The following is a 17,965-nucleotide window of genomic DNA, read 5'->3' as shown; positions in this document are numbered from 1 at the left end:
GTGTTTATCTTTACCGGGTACAGATGCCGGATGGCGGCTACGCCTCATCCGGCCTACGGTCCTGCACCGATTTATCCCGAAATCTGCTCCATCGCCTGCAGAATACGTTTATCGGAGATCGGATACGGCGTACCAAGCTGCTGGGCAAAATAGCTGACGCGCAGCTCTTCTATCATCCAGCGGATCTCTTTGACATCGGCATCTTGACGGCGCGCGGGAGGTAGTTTATTGAACCACTGCTGCCAGGCCTGCTGCACACTGTCCACTTTCAGCATCTGTGCACGGTCACGGTGCGGGTCGATAGCCAGTTTTTCCAGACGTTTTTCAATAGCCTGCAAATAACGCAACGTATCGCCCAAGCGTTTGAAACCATTGCCAGTAACAAACCCGCGATACACCAGTCCGCCCATTTGCGATTTGATATCCGCAAGACCCAGCGCCATGGTCATATCCACGCGCCCTTTCAGACGTTTGTTGATATTAAACACTGCGGTCAGGATCTGTTCGACCTGCTTCGCAATCTCCACCACCGTATCGTTCAGTTCAGCCCGCACTTTCTCATGCAGCGCGGTAAAGCCTTCTTCGGTCCACACCGGACCGCCGTTGGCGTCAATTAACTGATCCACACCGCAGGAGATACAGTCGTCAATCAAATCCAGAACTTTACCGTATGGGTTAAAGTACAGCCCCAGCTTGGCTTTATTGGGCAGCTTCTCGTGCAAGTATTTGATTGGCGAAGGAATATTCAGCAGCAACAGGCGGCGTAAACCGCACCACATCGCCTGCTGTTGCTCCAGTGGGTTATCAAACAGTTTGATGGCAACGCTGTCACGCTCATCGACCAGCGCCGGCCACGCTTTCACCTTATAGTTACCGCGTTTTTGTTCGTAACTTTCCGGAAGTTGACCGAAGCTCCAGATGTGCAACCCACTCTGTTCGATGCCGTCATCGGCCACCGCAGACAATGTTTCCTGAACTTTACCCTTCAGCGCATCCTTCAAATCTTGCAGCGAACGCCCTTCCTGTAGCTTCTTATTTTTATCATCCACCACCCGGAAGGTGATTTTTAGGTGATCGGGCACCTGATCCCAGTGCCAGTCTTCACGGTCAACGGTAACGCCGGTCATGCGGCGCAGTTCACGCTCCAGCGAGTCCAGCAGCGGCAGTTCCAGCGGTGTGACGCGGCCTAAAAACGCTTCCGCATAGTTCGGCGCGGGCACAAAGTTGCGTCGTACCGGTTTTGGTAACGACTTAATCAGGGCAATCACCAGTTCGCGGCGCAGCCCCGGGATTTGCCATTCAAAACCGTTCTCTTCGATCTGATTAAGCAGCGGGAGTGGAATATGTACGGTCACACCGTCCGCATCGGCTCCAGGTTCGAACTGGTAGCTCAGGCGCAGCTTAAGGTTACCCTGATGCCAGAAGTTCGGATAATCCAGCTTACTGATTTTCTCCGCACCCTCTTTGATGAGCATGCTCTTTTCAAAGTTGAGCAGATCCGGTGTTTCACGGCTGACCTTTTTCCACCAGCTATCAAAGTGACGCGCAGAAACCACGTCATGGCTGATGCGTTGGTCGTAAAACTCAAACAGCGTCTCATCATCGACCAGAATGTCGCGACGGCGTGATTTGTGCTCTAACTCTTCCACTTCAGCCCGTAACTTCAGATTGTCACGGAAAAACGCATGGCGCGTTTGCCAGTCGCCTTCCACCAGCGCATGACGAATGAACAGTTCACGCGACAACGCGGGATCGATCTGGCTGTAATTTACCTTACGGGCCGCAACAATCGGTAAGCCGTAGACAGTGACTTTTTCTGTCGCCATCACAGCACCCTGCGCGCGTTCCCAGTGCGGTTCGCTGTATGAACGTTTGATCAGATGCTGCGCAACTGGTTCCACCCACTCGGGATCGATACGTGCGGCAATACGTCCCCACAGGCGACTGGTTTCCACCAGCTCTGCCACCATCGTCCACTTCGGCGGTTTTTTGAATAAACCTGAACCCGGGAAGATCGAGAAGCGAGCGTTACGCGCCCCGGTAAACTCCTGTTTATCGGTATCTTTCATCCCGATGTGCGACAGTAAACCGGTCAGCAACGCGACGTGGATCTCCCGATATTCAGCAGGTTCGCTGTTGACCGGAATACCCAACTCTTTCACCACCTGGCGCAGTTGCGTGTAGATATCCTGCCACTCACGCACGCGCAGGTAGTTCAGAAAATCAAGTTTGCACTGGCGACGGAACTGGTTTGACGACAGCGCTTTTTGCTGCTCGCCGAGATAGTTCCACAGGTTCACAAATGCAAGAAAATCAGACTCTTTGTCGTGGAAACGGCGATGCTTCTCATCGGATGCCTGCTGCTTGTCCATTGGACGCTCGCGCGGATCCTGAATGGACAGCGCTGAAGTAATGATCATCGCTTCGCGCACACAACCATGTTTTTGTGCTTCCAGCACCATTCGCGCCAGCCGTGGGTCCACCGGAAGTTGCGACAGCTGACGGCCCAACGGCGTTAACTTGTATGCAGTTGCCTGTTCGTCGGTGGTTATCGCCCCCAACTCTTCGAGCAGGCGTACACCGTCCTGAATATTGCGCTTATCCGGCGCTTCAACAAACGGGAACGCCGCGATATCGCCCAGCCCCAACGCGGTCATCTGCAAAATAACGGATGCCAGGTTGGTACGCAGGATCTCCGGGTCGGTAAACTCCGGGCGCGACAGGAAATCGTCTTCGGAATACAGACGAATACAGATCCCTTCCGAAACACGACCGCAGCGACCTTTACGCTGGTTAGCAGAAGCCTGCGACACCGGTTCAATCGGCAAGCGCTGAACTTTGGTGCGGTAACTGTAACGGCTGATACGCGCGGTGCCCGGGTCAATTACGTATTTGATTCCCGGAACGGTCAGCGACGTTTCCGCCACGTTGGTCGCCAGCACGATGCGGCGACCGCTGTGCGACTGGAACACGCGGTTCTGTTCGCTGTTTGAAAGACGCGCATACAGCGGTAGCACTTCGGTATGTCGCAAATCCAGCTTATTCAGCGCATCGGCGGTATCGCGAATTTCACGTTCGCCGCTCATGAAGATCAGAATGTCGCCAGGCCCTTCACGCCCCAGTTCATCTACGGCATCAAAAATTGCCTGCAGCTGGTCACGCTCAGTGTCATCTGCATCTTCAACAATTGGACGATAGCGCACTTCCACCGGATACGTTCGGCCGGAGACTTCGATAATCGGCGCGTTATTGAAATGCTTTGAAAAACGTTCAGGATCGATGGTCGCCGAAGTGATGATAATTTTTAGATCCGGGCGACGCGGTAGAAGTTCTTTCAGATAGCCGAGCAGAAAATCGATATTCAGACTGCGTTCATGCGCTTCATCGATGATAATGGTGTCGTACTGCATTAGCAGCCGATCCTGTTGGATTTCTGCCAGCAGGATACCGTCCGTCATCAGCTTGACCATGGTGTTATCACTGACATGATCGCTGAAACGTACCTTATAACCGATACAGCCGCCCGGCTCGGTCTGCAGCTCTTCCGCAATACGGTTCGCCACGGTGCGCGCCGCCAGACGACGCGGCTGGGTATGGCCTATCAGCCCTTTTACCCCGCGCCCCAGTTCCATACATATTTTGGGTAACTGGGTGGTTTTCCCCGAACCGGTCTCACCGGCGACAATCACCACCTGATGGTCGCGAATAGCCTCCAGAATATCCTGTTTTTTCTGGCTGACGGGCAGGTTTTCCGGGTAGCTAATTTCCGGACGCGCCGCTTCACGCAGCACAACTTTACCGGCTGCCAGCTCAATCTCTTTCGCCATCTCCTGGTAAATGGCCTGTTGTGCATCAGGATTTTTAACCTTCTTCACACCGTGCAGGCGGCGGGCAAAACGCTGTCTGTCACGCAGCATCAGTGAGTCCAGCTGTTGCTGCAACATGTTGAAGGTTAATTTTTGTTGTTCTGTCATAGCGTTAAAAGGCAGTGCTCTGCCGGGTTAAATCTCTTTTAGATGATGGGTATAGAGTACCACATCGGCGCTTTTCATGTGTTGTTCAATAATTTCGAACATAGGATTCGATATATTGCGCTATCACTGCGACAGGATTGTGAATAAAGTGTCAACAAGCAACGGGGCACTACCCCTTCAAACACATAAAAGGAAACACCCATGAGCAAGGTATTAGTTCTTAAATCCAGTATTCTGGCAGGGTACTCTCAGTCTGGTCAGTTGTCTGATTATTTTGTTGAACAGTGGCGTGAAAAGCACTCTGCTGATGAAATCACTGTCCGCGACCTGGCTGCAAATCCTGTACCGGTACTGGATGGCGAACTGGTGGGTGCGATGCGCCCGAGCGATACACCGCTGACGCCGCGTCAGCAAGAAGCGCTGGCGCTGTCCGATGAGCTGATTGCTGAGCTGAAAGCGCATGATGTGATTGTTATCGCCGCGCCGATGTACAACTTCAACATCCCAACGCAGCTGAAAAACTACTTTGACCTGATTGCCCGTGCAGGTGTGACTTTCCGTTATACCGAGAAAGGCCCGGAAGGTCTGGTGACAGGTAAACGCGCGGTAGTGCTGACCAGCCGTGGTGGTATCCATAAAGACACACCAACCGACCTGATCACGCCGTACCTGAACGTATTCCTGGGCTTTATCGGCATCACCGACGTGAATGTCGTCTTTGCTGAAGGTATTGCTTACGGCCCGGAAGTAGCGTCTAAAGCACAGTCTGATGCGAAAGCCGCTATCGACAGCGTGGTAGCTGCCTGATAATTCCCCCTCTCACCATCCGGTGGGAGGGTTTCTCCGACACTTACTTCTTTCCCTGCATTTGTATCTGTTTGCCGTGAATGCGATTGATATCACGCCAGATGGTTGCATAATCCCTGCATTTCGCCAGATTCTCTTCCCAACAATGAAGCAAAAACTGTTCAGGCTCCGCGACATCCCGGCTTAACAGCTTGAATACCCAACGATTCCAGACGTACCACTTGAGAAGCCACATGATTTCACCCCACGACGCGACCGGTGTTGGACTATACCAACATCCATTTTATGCCGTGTGGCAACTATTGCGATGTCGATGAATAATCCAGCGTCGTGTCCCTCTGGCTGTGTGAAAAAGCGATTTACTCTTTTCTCAACCACTTACCATTTATACCCTGCACGTACTCTCCCGGTTTAGCGCGAGCAACCAGCTTTTGCCCGGCCATTTTTGCCACTTCATCTGGCGGAATATTATTGCTCTCAGCCAGTTGCTGATAGCTGGCGTGGCGCGCTTTATTAATCTCACTCACCAGCGCCTGCGTTTCGGCATCGGTTTTCAATGCAACCAGATAGCCATTGAGCGTTTCCCCTACTCGCCCCTGAGTTCTGGCTTCATTCAGGGTCAATGCCCACGCATTGCTGCAGAGTAAACTTAGGACGACCAGCGCCACTGCAAACTGTTTTCTCATCATGACCTCAGAACAAATCGCTGCGCGATTTCAATAAACTTTCGACGTCTTTATCAACTTTGATATGGATCTCATGCTCGATTTTGACGTTCATATTAATGGTGATGGGCTCTTTTGGCGCAGCCACTTCGATTCTGGGAGTACACCCTACCAGCAGAGATGAAGTCAGCAGACCCAGCATGGCAGCTATCGTTTTCATTGTTGTTCCTCACATTCCTTGCCTTCCGGGCAATGGGTTTCCGGCAGCGCTGCATTTTGTTCAAGCCATGCCTGTAAATTGTCGCCAAAACGCAAACTGCGCCATAGCGTAAAGACGTTTTCCTCGTGGGTATAATTCAAATTAACCGTACCTACTTTGCCATCTACCCGACTATTGCCAGTCACGGTTGACTGCATGGTTAAGACACCGAGGTTATCCAGATTTATTTTCGTCCACGAATGGCTTATTTCCATATAACGCAGCCAGTTAATGGCCGCCCCCGCCGCCATGTTATCTTTGACGACCGCATCCGCTGTGTCCTTATCAATACGCAACGTCATCGGTCCTGGATTAGTCAACCAGCCGTCTTTTATGATCCATTTTTCGTTATCCAGCCATAATGGCAACGCGCCACTGACCGGGCCAGACATGGCGAACTGTTTGGGGTTAACCGCACTGATAAGCTCGCTGGAAGAGATATTCTGCACCCGCAATAAGGCCGGGTCGTGCTGCGGCATCCGCAGTTGCTGCATGATGATTTTGCCACCCAGCAGGTCGGCACTGACATCGCTCAACAGTAACGGGTTGTTCTCACTCCAGGGGTACGCCCCCTGCAAATCGGCGGCGATATTCTTCACCGTCACCTGATTCACCACTTCCGCAATACGCAGTGAAATAGGTCCACGCGTACCCAGTTGCCATGCGCCTTCACTGAACCGGAAAGGCAATACAAAATCGACACCGTTGATTTGGTTATCGGGCATCCAGCCGCTACCGCCTTTTAACACCCCATGACCGCCTGCTTCAAAGCCCTGCTCCGGGGCTGCCGAAAACGCGACCTGCGCATACAGTTCACCTTCACGTAGCTTCATTTTCCAGTCAGGTGGAACCAGAGGTTGGAATACGGTGAGCGATTGTTTTGGCCACCATGCCTGTCCGCGCAGGCGGATACCGTCCCAACGACCATTCAGCTGTACGGGCCCAATCGCCCCTGCGTGAAGCTGGCCTTTGAACTGGAAAATTGTCGGATCGCTACCTTCCACGCTGAACTTCAGCGTCGATGGTGGTAACACGCTTCCCCCGGTGAAGGTGGTGTTCCCTGCGTCCAGCGACAGCGCGCCGCTAAATGTCGGTTTGGTTGCATCCCGCACCCAAACTATCGGTTCGTCCATCACCAGACGCGGATTTTCCACCTTCATCGTGCCGTATTGCAGATGATCAAATCCGGTAGAAAGATCAAATAGCTTCAGGGTGTTGTCATGCCATTCTCCCTTACCCGCTACGTCCCAACGGGCATGCATCGGCGTAAAGCTGCCTTCCCCCCAATATCGCCACTGCCAACGACCGGCATCAGGAAGAAAATCATTTGCCAGGCCATCCAGGTGCAGTTCAAAGCCCCCCATCTGGTTTTCATGCGCACGTAAAATAGCCTGCAGACGCCCATCCACACCACGTTGCGTGACTTTTACGCCTGCCAGCGGCCAGCGAATCTCGTCAATATCCAGCGAATCAATCACCCGCCCACGTGAGCGCAGCAGCGCTCCTGGCTCAAAAGCCAATTGTGGATCGTTCAGACTTCCGCTAAGTCTGGCGGGCAATTTCGCGTAGAAGATCAGATCGCCCTGTTTCGCTTCACCGGTCAACTGTAGCGGCATCTCGCTACTATCCATGCCAAGCTTACCCGGCCCCAGCGTTAATACGGCATTTCCTTTACCGGCGTCGCCATGCGTCAGAACGTTCAGACGCCCGCTCACCACCGCGTTTTCCAGTCCGGCCTGCCAGTTTTCAACTTTTATGCCCAACCGCCCGCTTAACGGGAATCCCTGATAAGGCCAGTTCCAGCGTCCGTCGCTGATGGTCAGTTGCTGGCGTGTTATTTCCCACGGAAGGTCAAGCAGCGGATCGGCATTATCACGCGCCATGACGATCAGTTGTCCGCTGTTTTCTTGCCACTCCAGTTCGGCATCCACAAGCGTAGGCTCTTGCGGCAGACTTAACGTCGCAACCGCATGACCGCTTACCGGTAGCCCATCGGGAACCAGTGGCATAGTAAATTCACCGACCAGTTTTACCGGCGGCTGGCCTTCAAATGCCGCAACATCCAGCTCCGTTACCGTGAGGTTTTGCCCGTGCAAACGCCCCTGAAATTTAACTTTTTCACCCTGGTAACGCAGCTGTTGATTAGAGGGAGTGAGCGAGAGTGACAGTTTTCCCTGCCATTCCTGCCATGGAGAAAGAATAAGTTTGTCGATGTTAATCCAGGTATTGGGCAGCATTGACTGCCATTCAGCCAGCGTTTTAGGCGCTACCGGCGATGGCTCTGCCTGGGGCAATTTGGCCAGGCAAGCTGAATCCAACTCAATGGTCCCGACATTCAGTGACCAGCGGCTGGGGTGAGACAGATCCGCCTGAGTGATGCGTGCTAGCGGGCAATCTTCAACCAGATAGCGGAGTTCAGGTATATGCAACCCATGCCGTGTCAACCGCGGGCTCTCATCCAGCGCGATGCGTGTTCCAACGGGTAACCAGATACCCACCAACGTAGGCACCCACAGGCCAAGCGTCATCACTAGCGTCAGCGGCACGAGAATCAATAATAAGAGGAGTGCCAGAACGGCTTTATATTTACCCTTCATGGGTAGTTAATATCCTGATTTAGCAAAAATTTAAGCCGGTTTAGGCCTGTATTGTGGCATGTTTAACTGGATATGCCCACATTAAGGATAGATAACCGATTTCCAGGCACGCTGTTACACGTGCCGTCTGGGATATTAAGATTCAGACTCAATGAGGCCTAAGTTGTCCATCGCTATGTTTAGGTCCGATACGACCTGCTTCTATCAGAATTTCCTCAATGAGTTCTTCGAGGCACTCCCTACCATGATGATCGCAGACCAGATGTACCTGCCGGGAAATCTCATCAGGTTTCATACCATCGCATAATGCCGCCTTGAGCATTAGGGTGGCCCATCGTTTTGCTTCAGAGTGAGTCAGCATAACCCCTCCCGATAATTGCTACCTGTATAAGCGTAGCTGCCCGGATGTGATTCGGCTGGCTTTTTACCTGCCGCGATATTCGGGTGTTGAGTTGGATAGAAAAATATCCAGTTGTTGAAATTGTGTAACCTGCCCACACTAACAACAGATACGCTGAAATTATTCATTACGCCTATGACTATCAATAACTTTTTAGATTTTGTAAAATAATTTGAATTGGATTAATGTGACGTCAAAATCACTGGAGAAAGTCTTATGAAACTCGCCATCTATAGTACAAAACAGTACGACAAGAAGTATCTACAGCAGGTTAACGAGGCTTTTGGTTTTGAACTTGAATTCTTTGACTTTCTGTTGACGGAAAAAACAGCGAAAACCGCCCATGGCTGTGAAGCTGTGTGCATTTTCGTCAACGACGATGGCAGCCGCCCCGTTCTGGAAGAACTGAAAAAGCATGGCGTGAAATACATTGCGCTGCGTTGTGCCGGGTTCAATAACGTCGATCTCGACGCAGCAAAAGAGCTGGGTCTGCAGGTGGTTCGTGTTCCAGCTTATTCACCAGAGGCCGTCGCTGAGCATGCGATTGGCATGATGATGACGCTGAATCGCCGTATTCACCGCGCTTATCAGCGTACCCGTGATGCCAACTTCTCTCTTGAGGGGCTGACCGGTTTTACTATGTATGGCAAAACCGCTGGGGTGATCGGTACCGGTAAAATCGGTATCGCTGCGTTGCGGATCCTGAAAGGTTTTGGTATGCGTCTGCTGGCGTTCGATCCTTACCCGAGCGCTGCTGCGCTGGAGTTAGGCGTTGAATATGTCGATCTTAAAACGCTGTTTGCAGAGTCCGATGTCATCTCTCTGCACTGTCCGTTAACACCGGAGAATTATCATTTGCTCAATCACGAAGCCTTTGAGCAAATGAAAAACGGCGTGATGGTCATTAATACCAGTCGTGGTGCATTGATCGACTCACAAGCCGCTATCGATGCGCTGAAAAACCAGAAAATTGGCTCTCTGGGTATGGACGTGTACGAGAACGAACGCGATCTGTTCTTTGAAGATAAATCCAATGACGTCATTCAGGATGATGTGTTCCGTCGTCTGTCAGCCTGTCATAACGTGTTGTTCACCGGACATCAGGCATTCCTGACAGCTGAAGCGTTGACCAGTATTTCTGAGACTACGCTACAGAATCTGGCCCAAATCTCCAAAAGCGAGACCTGTCCAAACGCCCTCTTCTAATACCTGTGCTCCCCTGGCGTCAGGGGAGCATTTTCAGACAATCACCGATGATAAAACATTCAGTATCATTATTATATTGAATGTATTCCCGTCACAAACGTAGAGAAATTTAATGAAGAAAGTTGTCACGTTGATTGCGCTCAGCCTGCTGATGGCTGGCTGTGTGAGCAATGGAAAAGTTTCCGTCAATCGCGAACAGTTGCAGCATCACCGCTTCGTTTTGCAAAGCGTGAATGGTAAAGCCGTCACCGCCACCAACAACCCACCTGAGTTAAGTTTTGGCGAAAACATGACGGTATCAGGAAAGATGTGTAATCAATTCCACGGCCAGGGCAAGCTGTCCGACGGTGAGTTGAAGGTAAAAGATATGGCGATGACGCGTATGATGTGCGCCGATCCACAGCTTAACGCGCTCGACGGGATCGTCAGCGAAATGTTTAAGCAAGGCGCACAGGTCGATCTAACTGCTGACCAGTTAACGCTGGCGACAGCAGAACAAACACTGACGTATAAACTCGCGGATTTAATGTAGGAAACGTGGTGGCTTAATAGCTCCCACAACTTCCGGCGGCAAGCGACTGCTCACTACAGCGTTTGCCGTTGGGTAGCGCACACATCCCGATAGCAGAACCATCCAGTTGACGAGCAACAGAGAGCGAACCGCCAATCATGGCGCAATTAGCTTCTCCTGAACTGGACATTGCTGCCTTCATGCCCGGTGCGACATGCGCGGCGGTTGCCTGCTGAACAGGTTCGCTGCTACAAGCCGATAATAATAACGCGGCACATCCTACCCAAAACGCTGCGCGCATCTTACTCCCCTCTGAATATTAACCAAACGACACAGCCATAAATAATAGGCAGCGGAAACACCGCCGTCGAGAGGAAAAATACGCATTTATGCGTACTGTTTACATTTTCTGGCAATTTTTTGCCTGCTCCTTTGATCAAACCATTCATTCTGTTTATTCCAGGGACACAAAAGCGAAAATCTGTCTTTAGCGCTTTTGCTAAAATAGAAGGATAACAACCAGGACTCGCCGCTGTTACGCGTGTCCCTCTTTTTGCGCAATGTAAGGGTGTCAGTATGATCACAATTGACGGTAATGGTGCGGTTGCTTCAGTCGCATTTCGTACCAGCGAGGTTATCGCCATCTACCCGATTACGCCCAGTTCGACGATGGCTGAACAGGCAGATGCCTGGGCCGGGAACGGGCTTAAGAACGTGTGGGGGGATACCCCTCGCGTCGTAGAAATGCAGTCAGAAGGTGGCGCGATCGCAACCGTTCATGGCGCGTTGCAGACCGGTGCGCTCTCTACGTCGTTTACCTCATCGCAGGGCCTGTTGCTGATGATCCCAACGCTGTACAAACTGGCCGGTCAGTTGACCCCGTTTGTACTGCACGTTGCGGCTCGCACAATTGCTACTCACGCATTATCAATCTTTGGCGATCATTCCGACGTGATGGCGGTGCGCCAGACAGGATGTGCAATGCTGTGTGCCAGCAGCGTTCAGGAGGCACAGGACTTTGCGCTGATTTCGCAAATAGCCACCCTGAAAAGCCGGGTTCCGTTTATTCATTTCTTTGATGGTTTCCGTACATCCCATGAAATCAATAAAATTGTGCCACTGGCCGACGACACGATCCTCGGACTGATGCCGCAGGCGGAAATCGATGCTCATCGCGCTCGGGCGCTTAATCCTGAGCATCCGGTTATTCGCGGTACGTCTGCGAACCCGGACACCTATTTCCAGTCACGCGAGGCAACAAACCCGTGGTACAACGCGGTTTACGATCATGTAGAACAGGCGATGAACGATTTCGCCGCGGCGACAGGTCGCCAGTACCAGCCATTTGAATATTACGGCCATCCTCAGGCTGAGCGCGTCATTATCTTAATGGGCTCGGCGATTGGAACCTGCGAAGAAGTCGTTGAAGAACTGCTGGCGCATGGCGAGAAAGTCGGCGTTCTGAAAGTGCGTCTGTTCCGTCCATTCTCTGCCGGACATTTACTGCGCGCGCTTCCGGAAACCGTACGCAGCATCGCCGTTCTTGATCGCACCAAAGAACCCGGCGCACAGGCAGAACCGTTGTATCTGGACGTAATGACCGCGTTAGCAGAAGCCTTTAACTGTGGCGAGCGAGAAACGCTACCGCGCGTGATTGGCGGACGTTATGGCCTTTCTTCCAAAGAGTTCGGTCCAGACTGCGTGATGGCAGTCTTTAATGAGCTGAGCAGCGCGAAGCCGAAACCTCGCTTTACGGTCGGCATCTATGATGATGTCACCAACTTGTCGCTACCGTTACCGGAAAACACCCTGCCCGGTACGGCTAAGCTCGAAGCGCTGTTTTACGGGCTGGGCAGCGACGGTAGCGTGTCAGCCACCAAAAACAACATCAAAATTATTGGTAACTCGACGCCATGGTATGCGCAGGGTTATTTCGTCTACGACTCGAAAAAAGCAGGCGGTCTGACGGTTTCCCACCTGCGCGTTAGCGAGCAGCCTATTCGATCAGCGTATCTGGTTTCACAAGCCGATTTTGTTGGCTGTCACCAGCTGCAATTTATCGATAAGTATCAGATGGCCGAGCGCCTGAAACCAGGCGGTATCTTCCTGCTTAATACCCCATACAGTGTGGATGAAGTCTGGGGTCGTCTGCCACAGGAAGTTCAGGCGGTACTGAATCAGAAGAAAGCCCGTTTCTACGTGATTAATGCGGCCAAAATCGCCCGCGAATGCGGTCTGGCAGCGCGTATTAACACCGTTATGCAAATGGCCTTCTTCCATTTGACGCAAATCTTACCCGGCGACAGCGCGTTGGCTGAATTGCAGGGGGCGATTGCGAAAAGTTACAGCAGTAAAGGACAGGACCTTGTTGAACGTAACTGGCAGGCTCTGGCCCTGGCGCGCGAATCCGTCGCCGAAGTAGCACTCCAGCCGGTTGATCCGCACAGCGCAAACCGACCACCGGTGGTTTCTGATGCCGCACCTGATTTCGTGAAAACCGTCACCGCGGCAATGCTCGCCGGTCTGGGTGATGCCCTCCCCGTATCAGCGTTGCCACCAGACGGCACCTGGCCAATGGGCACCACGCGTTGGGAAAAACGTAATATCGCCGAAGAGATCCCCATCTGGAAGGAAGAATTGTGTACCCAGTGTAACCACTGCGTTGCCGCGTGCCCGCACTCGGCAATCCGCGCCAAAGTGGTTTCACCTGAAGCGATGGAAAACGCCCCTGCCAGTCTGCATTCTTTGGATGTGAAATCACGCGATATGCGCGGTCAGAAGTATGTCCTGCAGGTTGCACCAGAAGATTGCACTGGCTGTAATCTGTGTGTCGAAGTTTGCCCGGCAAAAGATCGCCAAAACCCGGAAATCAAGGCCATCAATATGATGTCGCGCCTTGAGCATGTTGAAGAAGAAAAAGTTAACTATGACTTCTTCCTCAATCTGCCGGAGATCGACCGCAGCAAGCTTGAACGCATTGATATCCGTACCTCGCAGTTAATCACTCCGCTGTTTGAATATTCCGGCGCCTGTTCTGGTTGTGGTGAAACGCCGTATATCAAACTGCTTACGCAGCTGTATGGCGACCGCATGCTGATCGCTAACGCGACCGGCTGTTCATCGATTTATGGCGGTAACCTCCCTTCAACGCCGTATACGACCGATGCCAATGGTCGTGGACCTGCGTGGGCAAACTCTCTGTTCGAAGATAACGCTGAGTTTGGTCTGGGCTTCCGCCTGACGGTGGATCAACACCGTGTGCGCGTCATGCGTTTGCTGGAGCAGTTTGCGGATAATATTCCGGCTGAACTGAATGACGCCCTGCATGCTGAAGCGACGCCAGAAGTACGCCGTGAGCAAGTTGCTGCGCTGCGCCAGCATCTGAAAGATGTCGAAGGTGCACAGCAACTGTTAACCGATGCCGACGCGCTGGTCGAGAAGTCCATCTGGCTGATTGGCGGCGACGGCTGGGCTTACGATATTGGTTTTGGCGGGTTGGATCACGTCCTGAGTCTCACCGAGAACGTCAATATTCTGGTGCTGGATACCCAGTGTTACTCCAACACGGGTGGACAAGCGTCGAAAGCCACGCCGCTTGGAGCGGTTACCAAGTTTGGTGAGCACGGCAAGCGCAAGGCTCGCAAAGATCTTGGCGTCAGCATGATGATGTACGGGCATGTTTATGTCGCACAGATTTCTCTGGGCGCCCAGTTGAATCAGACGGTCAAAGCTATCCAGGAAGCTGAATCCTACCCCGGCCCGTCGCTGATTATCGCGTATAGCCCATGTGAGGAGCATGGCTATGACCTCGCGCTAAGCCACGATCAGATGCGTCAGCTCACGGCTACCGGATTCTGGCCGCTGTACCGCTTTGACCCACGCCGAGCAGACGAAGGTAAGCTGCCGCTGGCGCTCGACTCGCGCCCACCGTCAGATGCGCTGGCCGAAACATTGCTTAACGAGCAGCGTTTCCGCCGCCTGAACGCCCAACAGCCAGAAGTTGCAGAACAGCTGTGGAAGGATGCAACGGCTGATTTGCAAAAACGCTACGACTTCCTGGCCCAACTGGCAGGCAAAGCGGAAAAGAACGGTACCGAATAATACGTTTTTCTCAGTATTAGCCGGAACCCCAAAAAAAAAGCCCGAACAGTTGTTCGGGCTTGTCAATTTATTCGCTGGCTAATTAATAAGTGTCATCAATATACCAACGAAAAATAAAACGTGACAATAAAGGCATATAACACGCGCAGAATATCCCAACAAAATTCAATTGTATAATTTTTATTTTATATATATTTTACAAACTCATTCACGGCAATTATCACTATTTCCGTAGAATTATTTGTTTAAGGTTTTACTTAAGACGTAACAATTCATATTTATCTCTTTACGGAACTTCTCCTTTAGCATGCTTTTACTCCCTACATGGGTGGTCACAGGTTAATAAAAAAACTAAAGGATTATTTCAATGAACAGAAAAGTACTGGCTCTCGTAATTCCTGCCCTGCTGGCTGCAGGCGCAGCTCACGCTGCTGAAGTTTATAATAAAGACGGCAACAAATTAGATCTCTATGGCAAAGTAGACGGCCTGCATTATTTCTCTGACGACGCTAACAGCGATGGCGATCAGACTTATATGCGTATGGGCTTCAAAGGCGAAACACAGGTTAATGATATGATCACCGGTTATGGCCAGTGGGAATATCAGGTTCAGGCCAACGGCACCGAAGGTGATAAAGGCGACTCCTGGACTCGTCTGGCATTCGCAGGTATTAAAGTCGGCGACTACGGTTCATTCGACTACGGCCGTAACTACGGCGTAATGTACGACGTTGAAGGCTGGACCGATATGCTGCCAGAATTCGGTGGCGACTCTTACACCAAAGCTGACAACTTCATGACCGGTCGTGCAAACGGTGTTGCAACCTACCGTAATACTGACTTCTTTGGTTTGGTTGACGGTCTGAACGTTGCGCTGCAGTACCAGGGCGCGAACGAAAATCAGTCACCAGAGCAGGAAGGCACCAATAACGGTGGCGCCGATCGTAACATGAAGAACTCCAACGGTGACGGCTTCGGTATCTCCTCTACCTATGATTTGGGTATGGGCGTAAGCTTCGGTGCAGCGTACACCTCTTCTGACCGTACTAATGAGCAGGTTAACGATTCTACCGCTGGTGGCGATAAGGCTGACGCATGGACTGCCGGCCTGAAATACGACGCCAACAATATCTACCTGGCAACCATGTACTCCGAAACCCGCAATATGACCCCATATGGTGGTTCAGACGGTAGTGATTTTACTATTGCCAACAAAACTCAGAACTTTGAAGTGACTGCGCAATACCAGTTCGACTTCGGTCTGCGTCCGGAAGTTTCTTTCCTGATGTCTAAAGGTAAGGATCTGTCCTTGTCAGGAAATGCGGCAAATCCTGCAGGAACTAGCGGCGATAAAGATCTGGTTAAATATGCTTCTGTAGGTGCTACTTACTACTTCAACAAAAATTTCTCCACCTATGTTGATTACAAAATCAACCTGCTGGACGAAGACGACAGCTTCTATGCGGGCAATGACATCTCTACCGATGACACTGTAGCACTGGGTATGGTTTACCAGTTCTAAATTCGTAAGCCCGCTGGCAACGGCGGGCTATCCTTATTTTCTGTGTAACTCTGTTTTATCTCATTCGAAACATTATATCTGTTGCGTTAAAACACATCTCTGATAGATGATATCTTGCATTAAGGTCTGTAGTAGAGGATACCTGCAATGAATCATCATCCTGTAAAATCATCCCGTATTGCATCCATCGGCTATGACGAATCCTCTTGCACGCTAGAAATTCGCTTTCACCAGTTGGCTACCCTGCAATATCAGCAGGTCCCTGCCCGTATTTTTCGTGATTTCCTGATCGTGGTCTCTAAAGGCCGATTTTACGATGGGGTAATAAAAGGAAAATTTCCTGAAATCAAAATAAAGTGATGCCAAAATGTGATCGTTGTCATTGTACATAAAGTGCCATTACGCGGTAAGCTTTACGTGGATACTTAAACAGGAGGTTTTATGAACAGAACGATTCTTGTACCCATCGATATTTCAGACTCAGAATTAACTCAACGCGTTATTGCCCATGTTGAAGCAGAAGCAAAGATCGACGATGCGCAGGTTCATTTTTTGACCGTTATTCCGTCCTTGCCCTATTACGCTTCCCTGGGACTGGCCTACTCGGCAGAGTTACCGGCCATGGACGATCTGAAAGCCGAAGCGAAATCTCAACTGGAAGAGATTATCAAGAAGTTCAATATCCCAACGGACAGAGTGCACGTTCATGTCGCAGAAGGTGCGCCGAAAGATAAGATTCTGGAGATCGCCAAAAAATTACCGGCCGATATGGTCATTATTGCCTCACACCGACCTGACATCACCACCTACCTGCTGGGCTCTAACGCCGCGGCTGTAGTGCGTCACGCGGAGTGTTCGGTACTGGTAGTCCGCTAAGCTGTCTGGCCCGCACATCGCTGCGGGCTTTTTGTTTCTCCCTCATTTTCCCCACGATTCCTGATCGAAGCATACAAGGCCATTTCAGTATCGCTATGTCGTGACATCATTACGCCCTCTCTTGAAACCCGGATAAAAACAGAGTATAAATACTGTATATACATCCAGCTAAAAGAGCGATAAGCAATGTTCGTGGAACTCGTTTATGATAAAAGGAATTTTGATGGTCTGCCCGGTGCAAAAGATATCATTCTGGGCGAGTTAACTAAGAGGGTTCACCGGATCTTCCCCGATGCTGATGTTCGGGTTAAACCGATGATGACACTGCCGGCGATCAATACTGACGCCAGCAAGCATGAGAAAGAACAGATAAGCCGAACTGTGCAGGAAATGTTTGAAGAGGCTGATATGTGGCTGGTTTCAGATTAAACGCCTTGAACCGTCATATTGCTTAAGTACCATCCGCTGTGACTGGCAATCATTCAATACTCGCACTATCGGATGTTTGCCGGTTGGCCGCAGCCATGCTCTTGCATACGGCATGGTTGCGGCAGTTCGCCACACCCTGCGTTTTTCGCTCCCTGACATTGCTCGTTGATAGTTCAGAACTGAATTATCTGGCGGTGAACTGCTCCACAATTTTCTTCAGCGCTTCAATATCTGCTTTCAGCTGATTAATTGCTTCCTGTCCGGGACCATGTACCTTTATTCAATCGTTCGGTTCACAGTTTATTCTGGTCTGGTCACGGAGAGCAAAAATCTTACTACTCTATGAGTAGCATCGGTGCCAGATAGAACGCAGCTGTAAAACGTGCTGGTATTCGTCGCCGTAATCCGTACCATACGCGGCATACTTTTGCCTGCTGGCTGTAATCGGCTGGAGCGAACCCATCATTTATAGCTAATCAGATGGGGCATGAAAACGCGCAAATAGTGTACGACGTCTACAGTACATGGATTGAAGAAATGAATGACGATCGGGTTGCAATGTTGAATAACCAACTAGCCCTGTGATTGAAGTTTGCCCATTACATGCCCCTTTTGGTT

General features: G+C 51.1%; 14 protein-coding genes and 1 pseudogene. 9 read left to right on the top strand and 6 right to left on the bottom strand.

The window, feature by feature from the left end:
* Positions 1-71: 71 nt before the first annotated feature.
* On the bottom strand, positions 72-3,974 hold the full coding sequence (hrpA, locus tag OGX97_RS06595) for an ATP-dependent RNA helicase HrpA (protein WP_279850621.1): 3,903 nt from the start codon (positions 3,972-3,974) through the stop codon (positions 72-74).
* A gap of 201 nt (positions 3,975-4,175) precedes the next feature.
* Between hrpA and azoR the strand changes: the two genes are divergently transcribed.
* On the top strand, positions 4,176-4,781 hold the full coding sequence (azoR, locus tag OGX97_RS06590) for an FMN-dependent NADH-azoreductase (protein WP_003020341.1): 606 nt from the start codon (positions 4,176-4,178) through the stop codon (positions 4,779-4,781).
* Between the two features lie 43 nt (positions 4,782-4,824).
* Here azoR and OGX97_RS06585 read toward each other — a convergent pair whose 3' ends face one another.
* The 4 genes from OGX97_RS06585 to OGX97_RS06570 form a co-directional block, all read right to left on the bottom strand.
* Positions 4,825-5,016, bottom strand: a complete 192-nt coding sequence (locus OGX97_RS06585) for a hypothetical protein (RefSeq protein ID WP_008784880.1) — start codon at positions 5,014-5,016, stop codon at positions 4,825-4,827.
* Between the two features lie 124 nt (positions 5,017-5,140).
* Positions 5,141-5,467 (bottom strand): YdbL family protein, encoded by a 327-nt coding sequence (locus tag OGX97_RS06580; protein ID WP_153687401.1) that lies wholly within the window; start codon positions 5,465-5,467, stop codon positions 5,141-5,143.
* 7 nt (positions 5,468-5,474) lie between these two features.
* Positions 5,475-5,666 carry a YnbE family lipoprotein gene (locus OGX97_RS06575; RefSeq protein WP_008784882.1) on the bottom strand — a complete coding sequence of 64 codons (192 nt, stop codon included), beginning with the start codon at positions 5,664-5,666 and terminating at the stop codon, positions 5,475-5,477.
* Complete coding sequence (locus tag OGX97_RS06570; protein WP_286592059.1) at positions 5,663-8,302, bottom strand: YdbH family protein; 2,640 nt, start codon at positions 8,300-8,302, stop codon at positions 5,663-5,665. The genes OGX97_RS06575 and OGX97_RS06570 overlap by 4 nt, the downstream gene beginning before the upstream one ends.
* Before the next feature lie 616 nt (positions 8,303-8,918).
* Between OGX97_RS06570 and OGX97_RS06565 the strand changes: the two genes are divergently transcribed.
* Positions 8,919-9,908, top strand: coding sequence for a 2-hydroxyacid dehydrogenase (locus OGX97_RS06565; protein WP_094169345.1), 990 nt, complete (start codon positions 8,919-8,921; stop codon positions 9,906-9,908).
* A gap of 112 nt (positions 9,909-10,020) precedes the next feature.
* The gene (hslJ, locus tag OGX97_RS06560) at positions 10,021-10,440 is read left to right on the top strand and encodes a heat shock protein HslJ (protein WP_100272398.1); all 420 of its coding nucleotides are present in this window, start codon (positions 10,021-10,023) and stop codon (positions 10,438-10,440) included.
* A 13-nt stretch (positions 10,441-10,453) separates the two neighbouring features.
* Here hslJ and OGX97_RS06555 read toward each other — a convergent pair whose 3' ends face one another.
* On the bottom strand, positions 10,454-10,720 hold the full coding sequence (locus OGX97_RS06555; RefSeq protein WP_003833199.1) for a putative hemolysin: 267 nt from the start codon (positions 10,718-10,720) through the stop codon (positions 10,454-10,456).
* A gap of 275 nt (positions 10,721-10,995) precedes the next feature.
* On the opposite strand from OGX97_RS06555, the gene nifJ reads away from it, so the two are divergent.
* The 6 genes and pseudogenes from nifJ to OGX97_RS06525 form a co-directional block, all read left to right on the top strand.
* Positions 10,996-14,520: a pyruvate:ferredoxin (flavodoxin) oxidoreductase gene (gene nifJ, locus OGX97_RS06550; protein ID WP_235127544.1), complete on the top strand. Its 3,525-nt coding sequence runs from the start codon at positions 10,996-10,998 to the stop codon at positions 14,518-14,520.
* 367 nt (positions 14,521-14,887) lie between these two features.
* Positions 14,888-16,042 (top strand): porin OmpC, encoded by a 1,155-nt coding sequence (ompC, locus tag OGX97_RS06545; protein ID WP_100272396.1) that lies wholly within the window; start codon positions 14,888-14,890, stop codon positions 16,040-16,042.
* Positions 16,043-16,189: 147 nt separating this feature from the next.
* Entirely contained in the window at positions 16,190-16,402 is a 213-nt protein-coding gene (locus OGX97_RS06540; RefSeq protein WP_103015385.1) for a KTSC domain-containing protein, read from the top strand.
* An 81-nt stretch (positions 16,403-16,483) separates the two neighbouring features.
* Complete coding sequence (gene uspF, locus OGX97_RS06535) at positions 16,484-16,918, top strand: universal stress protein UspF (RefSeq protein ID WP_003833207.1); 435 nt, start codon at positions 16,484-16,486, stop codon at positions 16,916-16,918.
* Between the two features lie 186 nt (positions 16,919-17,104).
* Positions 17,105-17,347: a DinI family protein gene (locus OGX97_RS06530; RefSeq protein ID WP_003840850.1), complete on the top strand. Its 243-nt coding sequence runs from the start codon at positions 17,105-17,107 to the stop codon at positions 17,345-17,347.
* Positions 17,348-17,662: 315 nt separating this feature from the next.
* Positions 17,663-17,932 (top strand): annotated as a pseudogene (locus tag OGX97_RS06525) (tyrosine-type recombinase/integrase); the annotation flags it as partial.
* Positions 17,933-17,965 lie beyond the last annotated feature (33 nt).

The organism is Citrobacter sp. Cpo061 (assembly GCF_030332845.1).
GTDB lineage: Bacteria > Pseudomonadota > Gammaproteobacteria > Enterobacterales > Enterobacteriaceae > Citrobacter > Citrobacter portucalensis.
The sequence above is the reverse complement of the archived record's forward strand: the minus strand, read 5'-3'. Positions and strand labels throughout refer to the sequence as shown.

Excerpts from the sequence above, each read along its gene's own strand:
- hrpA (WP_279850621.1), bottom strand. The coding sequence starts at position 3,974 with ATGACAGAACAACAAAAATTAACCTTCAACATGTTGCAGCAACAGCTG.
- azoR (WP_003020341.1), top strand. The coding sequence starts at position 4,176 with ATGAGCAAGGTATTAGTTCTTAAATCCAGTATTCTGGCAGGGTACTCT.
- OGX97_RS06585 (WP_008784880.1), bottom strand. The coding sequence starts at position 5,016 with ATGTGGCTTCTCAAGTGGTACGTCTGGAATCGTTGGGTATTCAAGCTG.
- OGX97_RS06580 (WP_153687401.1), bottom strand. The coding sequence starts at position 5,467 with ATGAGAAAACAGTTTGCAGTGGCGCTGGTCGTCCTAAGTTTACTCTGC.
- OGX97_RS06575 (WP_008784882.1), bottom strand. The coding sequence starts at position 5,666 with ATGAAAACGATAGCTGCCATGCTGGGTCTGCTGACTTCATCTCTGCTG.
- OGX97_RS06570 (WP_286592059.1), bottom strand. The coding sequence starts at position 8,302 with ATGAAGGGTAAATATAAAGCCGTTCTGGCACTCCTCTTATTATTGATT.
- OGX97_RS06565 (WP_094169345.1), top strand. The coding sequence starts at position 8,919 with ATGAAACTCGCCATCTATAGTACAAAACAGTACGACAAGAAGTATCTA.
- hslJ (WP_100272398.1), top strand. The coding sequence starts at position 10,021 with ATGAAGAAAGTTGTCACGTTGATTGCGCTCAGCCTGCTGATGGCTGGC.
- OGX97_RS06555 (WP_003833199.1), bottom strand. The coding sequence starts at position 10,720 with ATGCGCGCAGCGTTTTGGGTAGGATGTGCCGCGTTATTATTATCGGCT.
- nifJ (WP_235127544.1), top strand. The coding sequence starts at position 10,996 with ATGATCACAATTGACGGTAATGGTGCGGTTGCTTCAGTCGCATTTCGT.
- ompC (WP_100272396.1), top strand. The coding sequence starts at position 14,888 with ATGAACAGAAAAGTACTGGCTCTCGTAATTCCTGCCCTGCTGGCTGCA.
- OGX97_RS06540 (WP_103015385.1), top strand. The coding sequence starts at position 16,190 with ATGAATCATCATCCTGTAAAATCATCCCGTATTGCATCCATCGGCTAT.
- uspF (WP_003833207.1), top strand. The coding sequence starts at position 16,484 with ATGAACAGAACGATTCTTGTACCCATCGATATTTCAGACTCAGAATTA.
- OGX97_RS06530 (WP_003840850.1), top strand. The coding sequence starts at position 17,105 with ATGTTCGTGGAACTCGTTTATGATAAAAGGAATTTTGATGGTCTGCCC.